General features: G+C 46.0%; 12 protein-coding genes. 6 read left to right on the top strand and 6 right to left on the bottom strand.

Features of this window, described 5'->3' with window-relative positions; genetic code table 11:
- Positions 1 to 87: 87 nt before the first annotated feature.
- The 3 genes from MSG34_RS19780 to argE form a co-directional block, all read right to left on the bottom strand.
- Positions 88 to 627, bottom strand: coding sequence for a PadR family transcriptional regulator (locus MSG34_RS19780; RefSeq protein WP_017061141.1), 540 nt, complete (start codon positions 625 to 627; stop codon positions 88 to 90).
- Between the two features lie 349 nt (positions 628 to 976).
- On the bottom strand, positions 977 to 3,613 hold the full coding sequence (gene ppc / locus MSG34_RS19785; RefSeq protein WP_017063683.1) for a phosphoenolpyruvate carboxylase: 2,637 nt from the start codon (positions 3,611 to 3,613) through the stop codon (positions 977 to 979).
- Positions 3,614 to 3,865: 252 nt separating this feature from the next.
- Positions 3,866 to 5,002, bottom strand: a complete 1,137-nt coding sequence (argE, locus tag MSG34_RS19790) for an acetylornithine deacetylase (RefSeq protein ID WP_004729680.1) — start codon at positions 5,000 to 5,002, stop codon at positions 3,866 to 3,868.
- A gap of 153 nt (positions 5,003 to 5,155) precedes the next feature.
- Here argE and argC point away from each other — a divergent pair, with 153 nt between their 5' ends.
- The 4 genes from argC (at position 5,156) to argH (ending at position 10,508) form a co-directional block, all read left to right on the top strand.
- Positions 5,156 to 6,160, top strand: a complete 1,005-nt coding sequence (gene argC / locus MSG34_RS19795) for an N-acetyl-gamma-glutamyl-phosphate reductase (protein ID WP_048614952.1) — start codon at positions 5,156 to 5,158, stop codon at positions 6,158 to 6,160.
- Positions 6,161 to 6,172: 12 nt separating this feature from the next.
- Entirely contained in the window at positions 6,173 to 6,961 is a 789-nt protein-coding gene (gene argB / locus MSG34_RS19800; RefSeq protein ID WP_017063686.1) for an acetylglutamate kinase, read from the top strand.
- 113 nt (positions 6,962 to 7,074) lie between these two features.
- The gene (locus tag MSG34_RS19805) at positions 7,075 to 8,286 is read left to right on the top strand and encodes an argininosuccinate synthase (RefSeq protein ID WP_017061137.1); all 1,212 of its coding nucleotides are present in this window, start codon (positions 7,075 to 7,077) and stop codon (positions 8,284 to 8,286) included.
- Between the two features lie 347 nt (positions 8,287 to 8,633).
- Complete coding sequence (gene argH / locus MSG34_RS19810; RefSeq protein ID WP_017061136.1) at positions 8,634 to 10,508, top strand: argininosuccinate lyase; 1,875 nt, start codon at positions 8,634 to 8,636, stop codon at positions 10,506 to 10,508.
- 243 nt (positions 10,509 to 10,751) lie between these two features.
- On the opposite strand, the gene MSG34_RS19815 is transcribed toward argH, so the two are convergent.
- Complete coding sequence (locus MSG34_RS19815) at positions 10,752 to 11,000, bottom strand: DUF3624 domain-containing protein (RefSeq protein ID WP_050642919.1); 249 nt, start codon at positions 10,998 to 11,000, stop codon at positions 10,752 to 10,754.
- A gap of 87 nt (positions 11,001 to 11,087) precedes the next feature.
- Here MSG34_RS19815 and MSG34_RS19820 point away from each other — a divergent pair, with 87 nt between their 5' ends.
- Entirely contained in the window at positions 11,088 to 11,435 is a 348-nt protein-coding gene (locus MSG34_RS19820; protein WP_004729674.1) for a RidA family protein, read from the top strand.
- A 436-nt stretch (positions 11,436 to 11,871) separates the two neighbouring features.
- Here the strand turns inward: MSG34_RS19820 and MSG34_RS19825 are convergent, their stop codons facing one another.
- The gene (locus MSG34_RS19825) at positions 11,872 to 13,338 is read right to left on the bottom strand and encodes a dihydrolipoyl dehydrogenase (RefSeq protein ID WP_248339157.1); all 1,467 of its coding nucleotides are present in this window, start codon (positions 13,336 to 13,338) and stop codon (positions 11,872 to 11,874) included.
- Between the two features lie 207 nt (positions 13,339 to 13,545).
- Positions 13,546 to 14,274, bottom strand: a complete 729-nt coding sequence (locus MSG34_RS19830) for a glutathione peroxidase (protein WP_004737157.1) — start codon at positions 14,272 to 14,274, stop codon at positions 13,546 to 13,548.
- A 220-nt stretch (positions 14,275 to 14,494) separates the two neighbouring features.
- Here MSG34_RS19830 and oxyR point away from each other — a divergent pair, with 220 nt between their 5' ends.
- Positions 14,495 to 15,388 carry a DNA-binding transcriptional regulator OxyR gene (gene oxyR / locus MSG34_RS19835; protein WP_004737158.1) on the top strand — a complete coding sequence of 298 codons (894 nt, stop codon included), beginning with the start codon at positions 14,495 to 14,497 and terminating at the stop codon, positions 15,386 to 15,388.
- Positions 15,389 to 15,394 lie beyond the last annotated feature (6 nt).

Raw genomic sequence — 15,394 nt, forward strand, 5'->3', positions numbered from 1 at the left:
CTAGCTTCTAGCTTCTAGCTTCTAGCTTCTAGCTTCTAGCTTCTAGCTTCTAGCTTCTAGCTTCTAGCTTCTAGCTTCTAGCTTAACTTAAGCAAGAGCGCCAAGTTCAAGCAGTACTTCTTCAGCCCATACAATCCATGCTTCACGGATAAGTAGGTTGCGACGAAGAGTAAGACGCTCAAGGCGCGCTTGCTTGTCTAGTGTTGATGGCGTTGCGTAGTAAGCCGCTTCGATTTCACGGTAGTGAGAAACCAGTTTGCGAGACTCTTCTACTAGCTCAGCAAGTTGTACACGGTAAGCGTCAGAAGGTTGTACAGCACAAGCCATTAGCTTAGCTGAGAACTCGTCACGAACGGTTGGGTGTGCAGTTGGTTGTTCAAACCATTCACCTAGCGCGCCACGGCCAGCATCAGTGATAGAGTAAACTTTACGATCAGGTTTGCCTTCTTGAGGCTCAAGCACGCAAGTTACCTGGTCGTTCTGAGCCATTTTATTTAGCTCGCGGTAAACTTGTTGGTGGCTAGCTTTCCAGAAGTAACCAATGCTTGCGGAGAATTCTTTTGTGATATCGTAACCAGTAGCATCGCGTGTACTTAAAACGGTTAGAATTACGTGTGGTAATGACATGTCTGAAATCCAAATGGTAAACAGTAAACAAATACTTAAACAACAAGTGTGCTTCTAATGGCACGTTATATTGGTTATGTCTAAGTAGCACCAACTCATCGGTTGGTTATGTCACCTTACAAAGCCGTTTATCACCTAGGTTGACCAGTTTATTGGTCAAGATGCTGCAGATTATTTTTTTGGAGTGTTTCCGCAGCGGAGCAGTAGTATATCTAAATAATAAGCATAAAGTAGAATACATGGACAAAATAACCCAAAAAACTGACAAAAAACTCAGTATTGCTTATTTTATGAAATAAAAAGGTCGCACTAGGCGACCTTTTGTCTATTGTATAGTAGGAATCACTAATTAACCAGTGTTTCGCATGCCTGCTGCAATTCCTGCAATCGTCACCATTAGCGCTTCTTCAAGCTCTGCTGGTGGTGTTTCACACTTACGAGTACGGTAAAGCAGCTCAGCTTGAAGCATGTTTAGTGGCTCAACGTAGATGTTACGTAGGCGGATTGACTCAAGTCCCCAAGGGTCGCTCTGCATTAGGTTCTCGTTGTTCTCAACATTCAGCACTGCTTTGATGTCTTTTTGCAACTGTTCACGCAGCAATTCACCTAACGGTAATAGCTCTTCGTCAACAAGACGTTGGTCGTAGTACTTAGCGATTTCCATGTTGCACTTCGAGTACACCATTTCCAACATGCCCAGACGAGTCGAGAAGAACGGCCACTCGCGACACATCTCTTCCAGTAGGGCTTGATGGCCTTGGTCTACTGAGTATTGAATCGCTTCACCAGCGCCTAGCCATGCAGGCAGTACCAAACGGTTTTGGCTCCAAGAGAAGATCCATGGAATCGCACGTAGGCTTTCTACGCCGCCGTTCGGGTTACGCTTAGCAGGGCGAGAACCAAGAGGCAGTTTGCCTAGCTCCAGTTCAGGTGTCGCTTGACGGAAGTAAGGTACGAATTTCTCTTCGCCACGAACCACGTTGCGGTAAGCCTCACAAGAGACTTGAGACAGCACTTCCATTAGGTCGCGCCACTCTTGTTTTGGCTCTGGTGGTGGTAGAAGGTTCGCTTCTAGAATCGCACTTGCGTAAAGGTTGAAGCTGTTTACCGCAACGTCTGGCAAGCCAAGCTTAAAGCGGATCATTTCGCCTTGCTCAGTTACACGTAAGCCGCCTTTCAAGCTCTTAGGTGGCTGAGAAAGTAGGGCTGCGTGCGCCGGAGCACCACCACGACCAACCGTACCGCCACGACCGTGGAATAGAGTCAGTTCAATGCCTTCTTCGTCGCAAACTTTAACCAGCTTGTCCATCGCATCGTATTGAGCCCAACCTGCAGACATTACGCCAGCATCTTTTGCTGAGTCAGAGTATCCGATCATTACCATTTGATGGTTTTGGATAAAGCCACGGTACAAGTCGATGCTCATTAGCTGCTTCATTACCGCTTCTGAGTTGTTCAAGTCGTCTAGCGTTTCGAACAGCGGACATACGTCCATGCGGTACGGGCAACCACATTCTTGCAGCAGCAAGTGAACAGCCAGTACATCCGATGCAGTACGAGCCATAGAAATTACGTAAGCACCGAAGGCTTCACGCGGTTGAGCAGCAATGACCTTACAGGTGTCCAAAACCTCTTTAACCTGTTCAGATGGCTCCCAATCACGAGGAAGTAGTGGGCGTTTTGAGCTTAATTCATTGGTTAAGAAAGCAATCTTGTCTTGCTCGCTCCACTGGTCGTAGTCGCCAATGCCTAGGTAGCGAGTCAGTTCAGACAGCACATCTGAGTGACGTGTACTTTCTTGACGAACATCGAGACGCACTAGGTGTACACCGAATGCTTTTAGGCGACGCAAGGTATCAAGTAGAGAACCGTCTGCGATTACGCCCATGCCACATTCGTGCAGTGATTGGTAACACGCGTACAGCGGTGTCCAAAGTTGGTCGATGTTCTGTAGTGTTTCTTTCTTCGGTACTTCAGCATCATGCAGTTTTGCATCAAGCACTTCTAACGTGTTGTTCAGCAGAGTACGTAGGCTCTTTAGGATTGCACGGTAAGCTTCGTGCTCATCACCCGCTAGTTCACGAACGGCATCATTACACTTAGTCATCGACAGTTCGGTAATCAGCTCGTTTACGTCACCTAGGTAAAGGTCAGCGGCTTTCCAGCGAGATAGGCGCAGCACTTCTTTGGTGATGGTGTGCGTTACGAATGGGTTACCATCGCGGTCGCCGCCCATCCAAGATGAGAAGTGTACCGGGCGCGCATCAATTGGCAGGCCTTCACCAAGGTAGCCTTTTAGTCGGCCGTCCATTTCACGTAGGAAATCTGGTACAGCTTCCCACAGTGAGTTTTCAACAACCGCAAAGCCCCATTTTGCTTCATCAAGTGGCGTAGGGCGTTGCTGACGAATCACATCTGAGTGCCAACCTTGAGCGATAAGTTGCTCTAGGCGACGTTCTGTTTTCACGCGCTCTTTGTGTGATAGGTCGCTTAATTCTAATTTAGACAGACACTCGTTGATCTTAACTAGCTTGTTGATCATGGTGCGACGAGTGATTTCTGTTGGGTGTGCAGTCAGAACGAGTTCAATGTTCAGATCGCGAACGGCTTGAGCCGCATCTAGCTTGCTGATGTCATTCTGGTTTAATTTGGAAAATAGAGATTGCAGCACGTCTGGTTCGCAAACATGCTCCTCACAGTGGCGAGAGATGGTGTGGTATTGCTCTGCCATGTTGGTGAGGTTGAGAAATTGGTTAAATGCACGAGCAACAGGAGTGAGTTGTTCGTTCGGCAGGTTTTTGATTTCTTCAACTAGGCTGTCACGGTCAGCTTTGTTGCCTGCGCGGGCGGATTTGGAAAGTTTACGGATAGTCTCCACTTTCTCTAAGATAACGTCACCATGTGCATCTTGGATTGTGTTACCTAGCAAGCGTCCCAGCATGCTTACGTTACTCTTGAGAGCGGCGTATTTCTCGTTCATTGTCATCCTGCCTCGTAAAAAAATTACATCCATTGTTCCTTGTTAAGTACACAATCTAGCGAAAAGTGCTGTATCTAGTCAAATAAAGCATTCTAAGTTTGCAATTATTAGTTTTCGAAATGCGGGAGAAGTAAATTTTCCAATAGTTCGGAATTAAAGTGAAATTTAATTACAAGATCAGGCTGTGTCAGGGATGGCAGAATAAAAGCCACCTTTTCGGGTGGCTTTTATACGAAAATATTGGAAGAAAAGTAATAACTAGAAACAATATTTACGGATCGATTTACTCAGAACATCAATCGTTGGATCGATAAAATCGAAGCTTAGGAACTCATCTGGTTGGTGAGCTTGGTCGATTGAGCCCGGACCCAGAACTAAGGTTGGGCAAAGTTCTTGAAGGAAAGGTGCCTCAGTACAGTAGTTCACGGTTTGTGATTCAATCTCACAAACGGATTCCATGCCACCGATAAATGGATGGTCGTGTTGGCACTCGTAACCAGGGATAGGTTCGTGCAGTGGCGTAATCTCGATTCTGCCCGGCCATTTTGCTTCCACTTCCTTAAGTGCGCTGCGCAGCATGTTATCCAAGCCATCTAGGCTAATACCTGGCAAAGGACGCACATCATAGTGCAGCTCACAGCAACCACAGATACGGTTGGCACTGTCGCCACCGTGAATATGGCCAAGGTTTAGCGTTGGGCTTGGAATTGCGAAACCCGGGTGGTGATACTCTTTGACTAGCTTGTCACGCAGTTGCATTAAAGCGAACAACACTTCATGCATGATCTCGATGGCGTTGACACCTAATGCAGGATCAGAAGAGTGACCTGATTTACCCGTTACTCGCACAGCGTTAGCAACATGGCCTTTATGACCACGAATCGGAACAAGGCTGGTTGGCTCACCAATGATGCAGTAATCCGGTTTAAACGGTGCATTTTCAGTGAAATGACGCGCCCCTAACATGGTGGTCTCTTCGTCACAGGTTGCCAATACGTATAGCGGCTTGGTCTGTTTGCTCCAATCCATCTTCTTTGCCGCTTCATAAACGAAAGCGAAAAAGCCTTTCATATCGGCCGTGCCTAACCCATAGAAGCGATTGTTGTGTTCTGTTAGTGCGTGAGGGTCGAAGTTCCAACGTCCTTCATCGAATGGCACTGTGTCGCTGTGTCCTGCGAGTAGCAAGCCACCTTCGCCCGATCCCATCTTAGCGACCATATTATGCTTGCCGGGTTCGACCTCCACGACTTCAACGCTAAAGCCTACGTCTTTAAACCATTGAGCCATTTTTTCGATCACTTTTTCGTTGCCATGATCCCAGCTTGGATCGGTCGAGCTAATAGAGTCTGTGGAAATTAGGCCTTTGTAGACCTCAAGAAAACTCGGTAATTGCATAATAACTTCACTTCTACTATTGACAGGAAAACCATAAGTCGGTAAAACACATATTAAATCATATTTAATGCATAAGAAATCAAATAAAGCTAAAAATTAAGTATGAATAGTCAAATTTGAAATGTAACTTACCTCAGGAATGGATGTGTTGAGATGTTGAAAACCACGATCATTGGCGCAAGCGGCTACACAGGAGCAGAACTGGCTCTAATGATAAATAGACACCCTGAGCTCACGCTATCAGGTTTATATGTCTCAGCCAATAGTGTAGACGCAGGTAAACCTATTGCAGCACTGCACGGTAAGTTAGCTGGCTTGATTGATATGCCAGTACAACCTTTAACAAATCCGGAAGAAGTGGCTAAACAGTCTGATGTGATTTTCTTAGCAACGGCACACGAAGTCAGTCACGACCTAGCGCCAATCTTTCTAGAGAACGATTGCCAAGTCTTCGACCTATCGGGTGCATTCAGAGTTAAAGGCGAAAACTTCTACCAAGACTTTTACGGTTTTGAACATCAACACGAACAATGGCTAGACAAAGCGGCTTACGGTTTAGCGGAATGGAACGAACAAGAAATTAAAGAAGCTCAGCTTGTCGCTGTCGCGGGTTGTTACCCAACGGCATCACAACTGGCGATTAAACCTTTGGTTGAGGCCAAGTTACTTGATGAAAACCAATGGCCAGTGATTAACGCGACTAGCGGTGTTACTGGTGCAGGCCGCAAGGCGACGATGGTTAACAGCTTCTGCGAAGTGAGCCTGCAAGCTTATGGCGTATTCAATCACCGTCATCAACCTGAAATGGCCGCACATTTAGGATGCGATGTAATTTTCACTCCGCACCTCGGCAACTTTAAGCGCGGTATTTTAGCGACCATCACCATGAAGTTAGCTGAAGGCGTGACAGAACAGCAGATACAAGATGCCTTCGAGCAAGCTTACCAAGGTAAACCTGCAGTGAGACTACTCGAAGAGACATTGCCAAGAATTCAAGATGTAGAACAGACGCCTTTCTGCGACTTAGGTTGGAAGGTTCAAGGTCAACACATCATCGTTGTTTCAGCGATTGATAACTTATTAAAGGGTGCATCTAGCCAAGCGATGCAGTGTTTAAATTTACGTTATGGTTTTGCGCCATTAACTGCGTTAGTGTAAGGGAATCTAGATATGAGCCTTAATAATCAACCATTAATCATAAAGTTAGGTGGCGCTGCGCTATCTTGTGGTGAAACACTTAGCAAGTTATTTGGTGCTATCTCTGCTTACCAACAACAGGCACAACGACCAATCGTGATTGTTCACGGTGGCGGTTACCTTGTTGATGATTTGATGAATAAGTTGAACCTCGAAACCGTTAAGAAAGAAGGGCTACGTGTTACTCCTTATGATCAGATCCCAGTGATCGCTGGTGCACTAGCGGGCACGGCCAATAAACTACTTCAAGGTCAGGCAATTAAAGACGGAATCAATGCCGTTGGTTTGAGCCTTGCTGACGGTGGTTTATGCAAAGTCAGCGAGCTGAACCCCGAACTGGGCGCGGTAGGAAAAGCGGAGCCGGGCGACTCAACCGTTCTGCAAGCGATTCTTAATGCGGGCGCACTGCCAATCATCAGCTCAATTGGTCTAACTGAACAAGGCCAACTGATGAACGTCAATGCCGACCAAGCTGCGGTTGCCGTTGCTGGCGCACTTGATGCTGAACTGGTTCTTCTTTCTGATGTAAGTGGTGTGTTGGATGGCAAAGGCCACCTCATTCCAAGCCTTAACCAACAACAAGCCGATGACCTTATTGCCGGCAAAGTGATTACCGACGGCATGATCGTTAAGGTTCAAGCTGCACTAGAAGCCGCTAACGACCTTGGACGACCAATCGAAGTTGCCACTTGGCGATACCCAGAAAAGCTAACACAACTGTTTTCAGGTAAAAGCATAGGAACACAGTTTTTACCTCAGTAGGTCTCACAACGAGTCACTACTTAAAGAATTTAGACAAATTAAATAAACATATAATTATGAAGTCATTTCCAACGCTGACCGCCATGTGCAGTATGGAAACTAGGAGAAAGAAAATGAGCAAAGTTAACGTAAAGAAAGTTGTAGTAGCCTACTCTGGCGGTCTAGACACATCAGTAATCATTCCATGGTTGAAAGAGAACTATGACTGTGAAGTGGTTGCGTTTGTTGCGGATGTTGGTCAAGGCGACGAAGAGTTGATTGGTATCGAAGAGAAAGCAAAAGCTTCTGGTGCATCTGAGTGTTACATCGCAGACCTTAAAGAAGAGATGGTTGCTGACTACATCTACCCAACGCTGAAAACGGGCGCTTACTACGAAGGTAAATACCTACTAGGTACGTCGATGGCGCGTCCAATCATCGCGAAAGCACAGGTTGAAGTCGCACGTAAAGTAGGTGCAGACGCACTGTGTCACGGCTGTACTGGTAAAGGTAATGACCAAGTTCGTTTTGAAGGCGCATTTGCTGCACTAGCACCTGATCTACACGTAATCGCACCATGGCGTGAATGGGATCTAGTGAGTCGTGAAGAGTGTCTAGATTACCTAGCTGAGCGTAACATCCCTTGTACGGCTTCTCTTACTAAGATTTACTCGCGTGATGCAAACGCATGGCACATCTCAACAGAAGGCGGCGTTCTAGAAAACACATGGAATGCACCTAACGAAGACTGCTGGGCTTGGACTGTAGACCCTGAGCAAGCGCCAAACGAATCTGAAACAGTGACGCTTAAAGTTGAAAAAGGCGAAGTGGTTGCGGTTGATGGTGAAACAATGACGCCATACAACGCATTGGTTTACCTAAACGAGAAGGGTGCTAAGCACGGTGTTGGTCGTATCGATATCGTAGAGAACCGTCTTGTTGGCATGAAGTCACGTGGTTGTTACGAAACTCCGGGTGGCACAATCATGATGGAAGCACTGCGTGCAGTAGAGCAACTGGTTCTTGATAAAGCGGCATTCGAATTCCGTGAAGAGCTAGGTGTTAAGGCTTCTCACCTTGTATACGATGGTCGTTGGTTCACTCCGCTATGTAAGTCAATTCTTGCTGCGACAGAAGAGTTAGCACAAGACGTGAATGGTGAAGTGGTTATCAAACTTTACAAAGGCCATGCAACGGTGACTCAGAAGCGTTCTGACAACAGCCTGTACTCAGAAGAGTTTGCAACCTTTGGTGAAGATGAAGTTTACGACCAAAGTCATGCTGAAGGCTTCATTCGTCTTTACTCGCTATCAAGCCGTATCCGTGCTCTGAATAGCCAAAAGTAATCCTAACAATGAGTTAGTGAACTAGCCTTTAGCGAAAGGTTGAAGGTCAGTAAACAGACATTATTATGCAAAGCCCATTCACTATTGATTAGTGAGTGGGCTTTTTACTTTCTATTTGCCTAATAAATCAGCTTCGGTTTTTCCTATCGGATGGCATATAATTCGCGCTCCACGCTAAAAATAATCAATGGATTGAACTGTTGGTGAATAAATATGTGAAAATAATGAATTAATACTTTATTTTCATTTTGAATTGCCGTAAGTTTAAACCATCAGAAAAATACTGAATCTTAATCAGAATTATCATTTGCAAAAACAGTGAGCACTGTGCAATTAGGAGATACACAATGGCATTATGGGGCGGTAGATTTACCCAAGCAGCAGACACCCGGTTCAAAGATTTTAACGATTCTCTTCGTTTTGATTACCGATTGGCTGAGCAAGACATTGTGGGCTCAATTGCCTGGTCTAAAGCTCTACTGTCGGTCAACGTATTAACAGAAGAAGAGCAACAGAAGCTTGAGTTAGCGCTGAATGAGCTAAAACTTGAGGTGATGGAAGATCCTGAACAGATTCTACGTTCTGATGCAGAAGATATTCACAGCTGGGTTGAGCAGCAACTTATCGGCAAAGTCGGTGACTTGGGCAAAAAACTTCACACTGGCCGTTCTCGTAACGACCAAGTGGCGACCGACCTGAAACTATGGTGTCGTCAGCAAGGTAACCAACTGCTACTGGCATTGGATCGCCTACAAAGCCAAATGGTGAACGTTGCTTCTCAGCATCAAGAAACCGTGCTGCCTGGCTACACTCACTTACAACGTGCTCAGCCGGTAACTTTTGCTCACTGGTGCTTGGCTTACGTTGAAATGCTTGAGCGTGACTATTCACGTTTGAATGATGCGATTAAGCGTCTAGATACATGTCCGCTGGGTTCTGGTGCCCTTGCAGGAACTGCTTACCCGATGGACCGTGAAGAGTTAGCTCACAACTTAGGTTTCCGTCGTGCAACGCGCAACTCTCTAGATTCAGTTTCTGACCGTGATCATGTGATGGAGCTGATGTCGATCGCTTCTATTTCAATGCTTCACCTTTCACGTCTTGCAGAAGATATGATTTTCTACAACTCAGGTGAATCGAATTTCATCGAGTTAGCGGATACCGTGACGTCAGGTTCATCTCTGATGCCACAGAAGAAAAACCCTGATGCGCTCGAACTTATCCGTGGCAAAACTGGCCGTGTTTATGGTTCATTAGCCGCAATGATGATGACAGTGAAAGCCCTGCCTTTGGCGTACAACAAAGATATGCAAGAAGATAAAGAAGGTCTGTTCGATGCTTTAGACACTTGGAATGATTGTATGGAAATGGCTGCTCTTTGTTTTGACGGCATTAAAGTGAACGGCGAACGTACACTTGAAGCAGCGAAACAAGGCTACGCGAACTCAACTGAACTGGCTGATTACCTAGTAGCGAAAGGGATTCCTTTCCGTGAAGCTCACCATATTGTTGGTGTGACGGTAGTGGCGGCGATTGCTAAAGGCTGTGCATTAGAAGAATTAACCATCGCAGAGATGAAAGAATTCTCTGAGGTAATTGAAGAGGATGTGTATGACATCCTGACCATTGAATCGTGTCTTGAAAAACGTAGCGCGCTAGGCGGTGTATCTCCACAACAAGTGGCTTACGCGGTTGACCAAGCTGAGAAACGTTTATCACAGCGTGACACTTCCATCGTCAAGGTTCGTCCTGCTCGTCTGACTGATATTGAAGCGTTGGAAGGCATGGTCGCTTACTGGGCGAATATGGGTGAAAACTTACCTCGTTCTCGTAATGAACTGGTGCGTGATATTGGCTCGTTTGCGGTCGCAGAGCATCATGGTGAGGTGACAGGTTGTGCATCACTCTATGTGTATGACTCGGGCTTAGCAGAAATACGTTCACTGGGCGTTGAAGCTGGCTGGCAAGGTCAAGGGCAGGGTACCGCAATTGTGCAGCACTTGGTTGAGAAAGCGCGACAAATGGCCATTAAGAAGGTGTTTGTGCTGACTCGTACTCCAGAGTTCTTCATGAAGCATGATTTCTTACCAACATCTAAATCTCTGCTGCCTGAGAAGGTACTGAAAGATTGTGACCAGTGTCCTCGTCAACATGCATGTGATGAAGTGGCGTTGGAAGTGAACTTGGTAGAGCAGATTATTGCTAAGGTTAATGTTGCATAAGGTATTGATTTTATAGTCCCTAAAAAAAAGATCAAAAATATGATCTTTTTTGGGAACAAACTAAGAAAAGCCCGGTCTATTAAAGTACCACTGCTTTTTCTTAGAATTTTCTAAGAAAGCCCTAGAATCGATTGGTTCTGGGGCTTTTTTCTATCTGCTGTTTGGGAAATGATGATGGCTTGCTAAGATGGGTCATTTAATTGGGCATCTAGCCTTTATCACTTATCTAGCAACGTCTCTCTGTTAACGCTTTTTGTTCCTTAAAGGCAGCACGACAAACTTCATTATCCAATGCAACGACAACAAGCCACTGAATGCGAAAGCGGCCATCATCAAAGCGATGGCATTGATGGTTTTTGGGTCTTCTCTGAAAAACAGCCACCACACCCCCCAACTCAAAATCGACAACACCATCAGCTGATTCATGCAACGCTGGCAGCGACCGAGTTTGTTACGGATTTTTTCACTTTTATTGCAATGAATGCATGTCATCTTGGGTTTAATTCGCGTTATGCTTGTTGCCCTGATAATAACACGTCACAAGATATTGGATCACGGTGACACAGAGAGAGAAAGTCGATGATTGAGCGCCAAGAAACCAAACAACGCATGAGCCGTATTGTGAAACACAACGGCACTATCTACCTATGTGGCCAAGTGTGTGCTGATGCAACCAAAGACATCACTGAGCAAACACAGACGATGCTGGATAAAGTGGAAGCTCTACTTGAGCAAGCAGGCAGCGACAAGGAGCACATGCTGTCAGCAACGATTTACTTGAAAGACATGAAAGACTTCCAAGAAATGAACGCAGTTTGGGATGCATGGGTTCCTGAAGGTCACGCTCCAGCTCGCGCATGTGTGACTGGCGACATGGCTCGTGAAGCGCTACTTGTTGAGATCTCTGTGATTGCTGCTGAGAAGTAATCGCTAAGTATTTAGCGACCGGTAATTGCTTCAAGAGATTCCAGATACCTCGTCCCTCGGTTCTGGAATGACTAGCTAAAGCTTGGTTTAGTTGATGCGTTGTTCTTATTGGGCTTCGGATTTGCTCTGTATTCAAAGTAGCGTAATTCCCGAAAGCGATGAAGGAGCGTAGTCTGGAATCCCCGTTTGTGTGCTGAGATTCCAGATACTTCGTCCCTCAGTTCTGGAATGACGAGTTAAAGCTTGGATTAGTTTATGCGTTGTTCTTATTGGGCTTCGGATTTGCTCAGTATTAAAAGCAGCGTCATTCCCGAAAGCGACGAAGGAGCGTAATCGGGAATCTGTTATTTGCTCGTTGCAAAAAACAAAAAGGAAAGCCAATGGCTTTCCTTTTTTAGTATCTAGCGTTTGCTAACTGCCTAACGATAGCCTGAGATTAACAGCCCGGACCACAATCCAGACAGTGTTTCACCATCTCTGGGCCTAGGTGCAGTTTCGCATTTAGGTCACGTAGTGCAGTTCGTACACCTTCTTCAATTACTGGATGGTAGAACGGCATGTCTAGCATTTCAGAAACCGTCATCTTGTTCTGGTGTGCCCATGCTAACAAGTGAGCCAAGTGCTCTGCGTTTGGTCCCATCATTTCAGCACCAAGGAAGCGGCCTGTACCTTGTTCGCCGTAAACGTGCAGAATACCTTTGTTGCGTAGCATCACTCGTGAACGACCTTGGTTCTCGAAAGACACTTCACCCGTTGCGAAACAGCCACATGTGCCTAAGCGGGTGGTGATCTCTTTGTAGGTTTCACCAACCATCGCGATTTGCGGGTCAGAGAATACTGCCGAGATTTTAGAGCGGCGTAAGCCTGCACGAATCTCTGGGAAGCGACCTGCATTGTCACCCGCAATACGAGCTTGGTCTGCTGCTTCATGCAGTAGAGGCAGTTGGTTACTCGCATCACCAGCGATAAATACTGATGGTAGCGATGTTTGTAGCGTGTAGTGGTCTGCGATTGGCACACCACGTTCATCAAGTTCTAGAGAGGTATTCTCTAAGCCAAGCTTGTCAGTGTTAGGGCGACGACCTGTTGCTGCCAGTACGTATTCAACGATGTTAGTTTCTAGCTCACCTTGTTTATTGATGAACTTGATTTCGACGCGAGCCTCACCCGATTCAGTGGTAATGCGCTTCATGCTTTCGATTTTCACGTCGGCATCGAGATAGAACTCTTCATTGAAGGCTTTATCTGCGTAAGCCATGATCTCAGGGTCAGTTACTGGGCCAACTTGACCACCCAAACCGAACAGTTTTGTCTTCACACCTAAGCGGTGTAGCGACTGACCAAGCTCTAGACCAATTACACCAGGGCCAAATACGGCAACTGATTCTGGTAAATCATCCCAGCTGAACACGTCATCGTTGATGATTAGGCGGTCGCCAAGTTCATTCCAAACAGCAGGGTATGCAGGGCGAGAGCCGGTTGCGATAACAATACGCTTAGCAGTCACAACCGTGTGGTCATCAACTTGAAGTGTGTTGTCGTCTAAGAATTTTGCGTAGCCAGAGATTTTATCTTGCTCTGGGATTTCATCGACGCCCTCTAAAACAAAACCAACAAAACGGTCACGTTCAAACTTCACTCGGTCCATTACTTCACGACCGTTAATTACGATATCGCCTTGTGGGTGAACGCCAAAAGCCGGAGCTTTCTCGATTTGGTGTACGCTTTCCGCAGCTGCAATAAGCAGTTTAGATGGCATACAACCAACACGAGCACAGGTTGTACCGTAAGGGCCGCCTTCAATCATCACGACACTGTCAGTGTGTGCTTTTGCAGCGCGGTATGATCCTAGACCTGCCGTACCGCCCCCGATAACTGCTACATCTACATTGACTTGTTTCATAATAATTTTCTCGCAATGGCTAAATTTAGTGTGAACGAACCCCTCCAACTCATGCGATGTTTTTAGTGAGTCAGGATAGTGGGTCAGTTTTGTGGTTCTGTTTTATTAGGTTTAGCTTGTGACTGTGGTTAATGCGAGCCACAAGCTTGATTCAACCCGATAGGGTTAGCTAACCCACAAGTGAGTGGGTTAGCCTTTTGGCAGTGATTAGCCTAGGAAAGCTTCTAGTTCTTCGCTACCACCGATGTGTTTACCACCGATGAATACTTGAGGAACCGTTGTGCGACCAGAGATTGCACGTAGGCTTACTGTTGTAGCGTCTTTACCTAATACTACTTCTTCGTAGTTTAGACCTTTGTCGATTAGGTTCTGTTTCGCTTTCATACAGAAAGGACAGCCTGGCTTAGTGAATACTGTGATTGACTCTTGCTCTTTGTGCTCTGGAGCAATGTAGTTCAGCATAGTGTCTGCATCAGAAACCTTGAACGGGTCGCCTGGTACGTCTTCTTCGATGAACATTTTTTCTACCACGCCGTTCTTAACCAGCATGCTGTAGCGCCATGAGCGTTTGCCGAAGCCGATGTCGTTTTTCTCAACTAGCATACCCATGCCGTCTGTGAAATCACCGTTACCATCTGGGATGAATGTGATGTTTTCTGCTTCTTGGTCTGCTTTCCATGCGTTCATTACGAACGTATCGTTTACAGAAACACAAAGGATGTCATCAACACCGTTCTCTTTGAACACAGAATGTAGTTCGTTGTAACGAGGAAGGTGGCTTGACGAACAAGTTGGAGTAAACGCGCCTGGTAGGCTGAATACGATAACTGTTTTGTCTTTGAATAGCTCTTCAGTCGTTACGTTAACCCATGCATCACCTTGGCGAGTCGGGAATGTTACTTGAGGGATTGATTGACCTTCTTTAGATGCAAACATATTGATTTCCTTAAATGATATTTTAATTTTGTTCTATTAGAGCTTAACGTTTTTCGTTGCTCTGTTTCGTTTTGTTGAGCCCATTATTAGATAAATTCTTTGATAGCTCTAATCGTTTGATGTTATGGTTTTGATAGGTAAATTCTATCAAGAGCATTTTTCTTTTAAATGTTGCTATGAAAACCCTTGTTCTTATTAAACCTGAGGTAAGAGACTGATCATGAACATTCGTGACTTTGAATACTTGGTGGCGCTCGCAGAGCACAAACACTTCCGAAAAGCGGCAGAAGCGTGCTTTGTCAGTCAGCCAACACTAAGCGGTCAAATACGCAAACTAGAAGATGAAATCGGACTTCAGTTAACCGAGCGTAGTCCAAGGAAGGTCATATTTACAGAATCAGGGTTACAACTTGTTGAACAAGCCAAGCGTATTCTCAACGAAGTGAAAACTTTTAAGGATATGGCGAGTGGACACGGTGAAGCGATGACCGGACCAATGCATATTGGTTTCATTCCAACCGTGGGTCCTTACATCCTGCCTAAGATTGTTCCTCACCTGAAAGAGAGCTTTCCAGAACTAGAGCTGTACCTGCATGAGGCGCAAACTCATCAATTAGTGAGTCAATTGGAAGATGGCAAGCTTGACTGCTTGGTACTGGCTGCGGTTGATGAAACGGCGGTGTTCAAAGAGATTGATGTGTATGACGAGCCATTAAGTGTCGCGGTTCCGTGTGACCATGAGTGGGCTCAGCAGGACACGGTAGATATGCTTCAACTCAATGGACAGACAGTCTTAGCACTTGGTGACGGTCACTGTTTAAGAGACCAAGCCCTAGGGTTCTGTTTTGCTGCGGGAGCAAAAGATGATGAGCGCTTTAAGGCGACCAGCTTAGAGACGCTGCGTAACATGGTCGCGGCAGGCGCGGGGATTACCTTGCTGCCTCAATTATCAGTACCAAAAGAAAAGCAGAAAGATGGTGTGTGCTACGTGCCTGCGGTCAACCCAACGCCTTCACGTCGTATCGTGGTTGCGTACCGTCCGGGCTCTCCATTGAAAGGGCGCTTTGAGCAACTGGCGGAGACGATTCGCACTCAGTTGGAAAAGGTCGTTTAGCTTCAT

Origin of the sequence: Vibrio sp. 1CM2L, from assembly GCF_023161695.1 — a bacterium.
In the GTDB taxonomy this organism is placed as follows: Bacteria; Pseudomonadota; Gammaproteobacteria; order Enterobacterales; family Vibrionaceae; genus Vibrio; species Vibrio coralliirubri.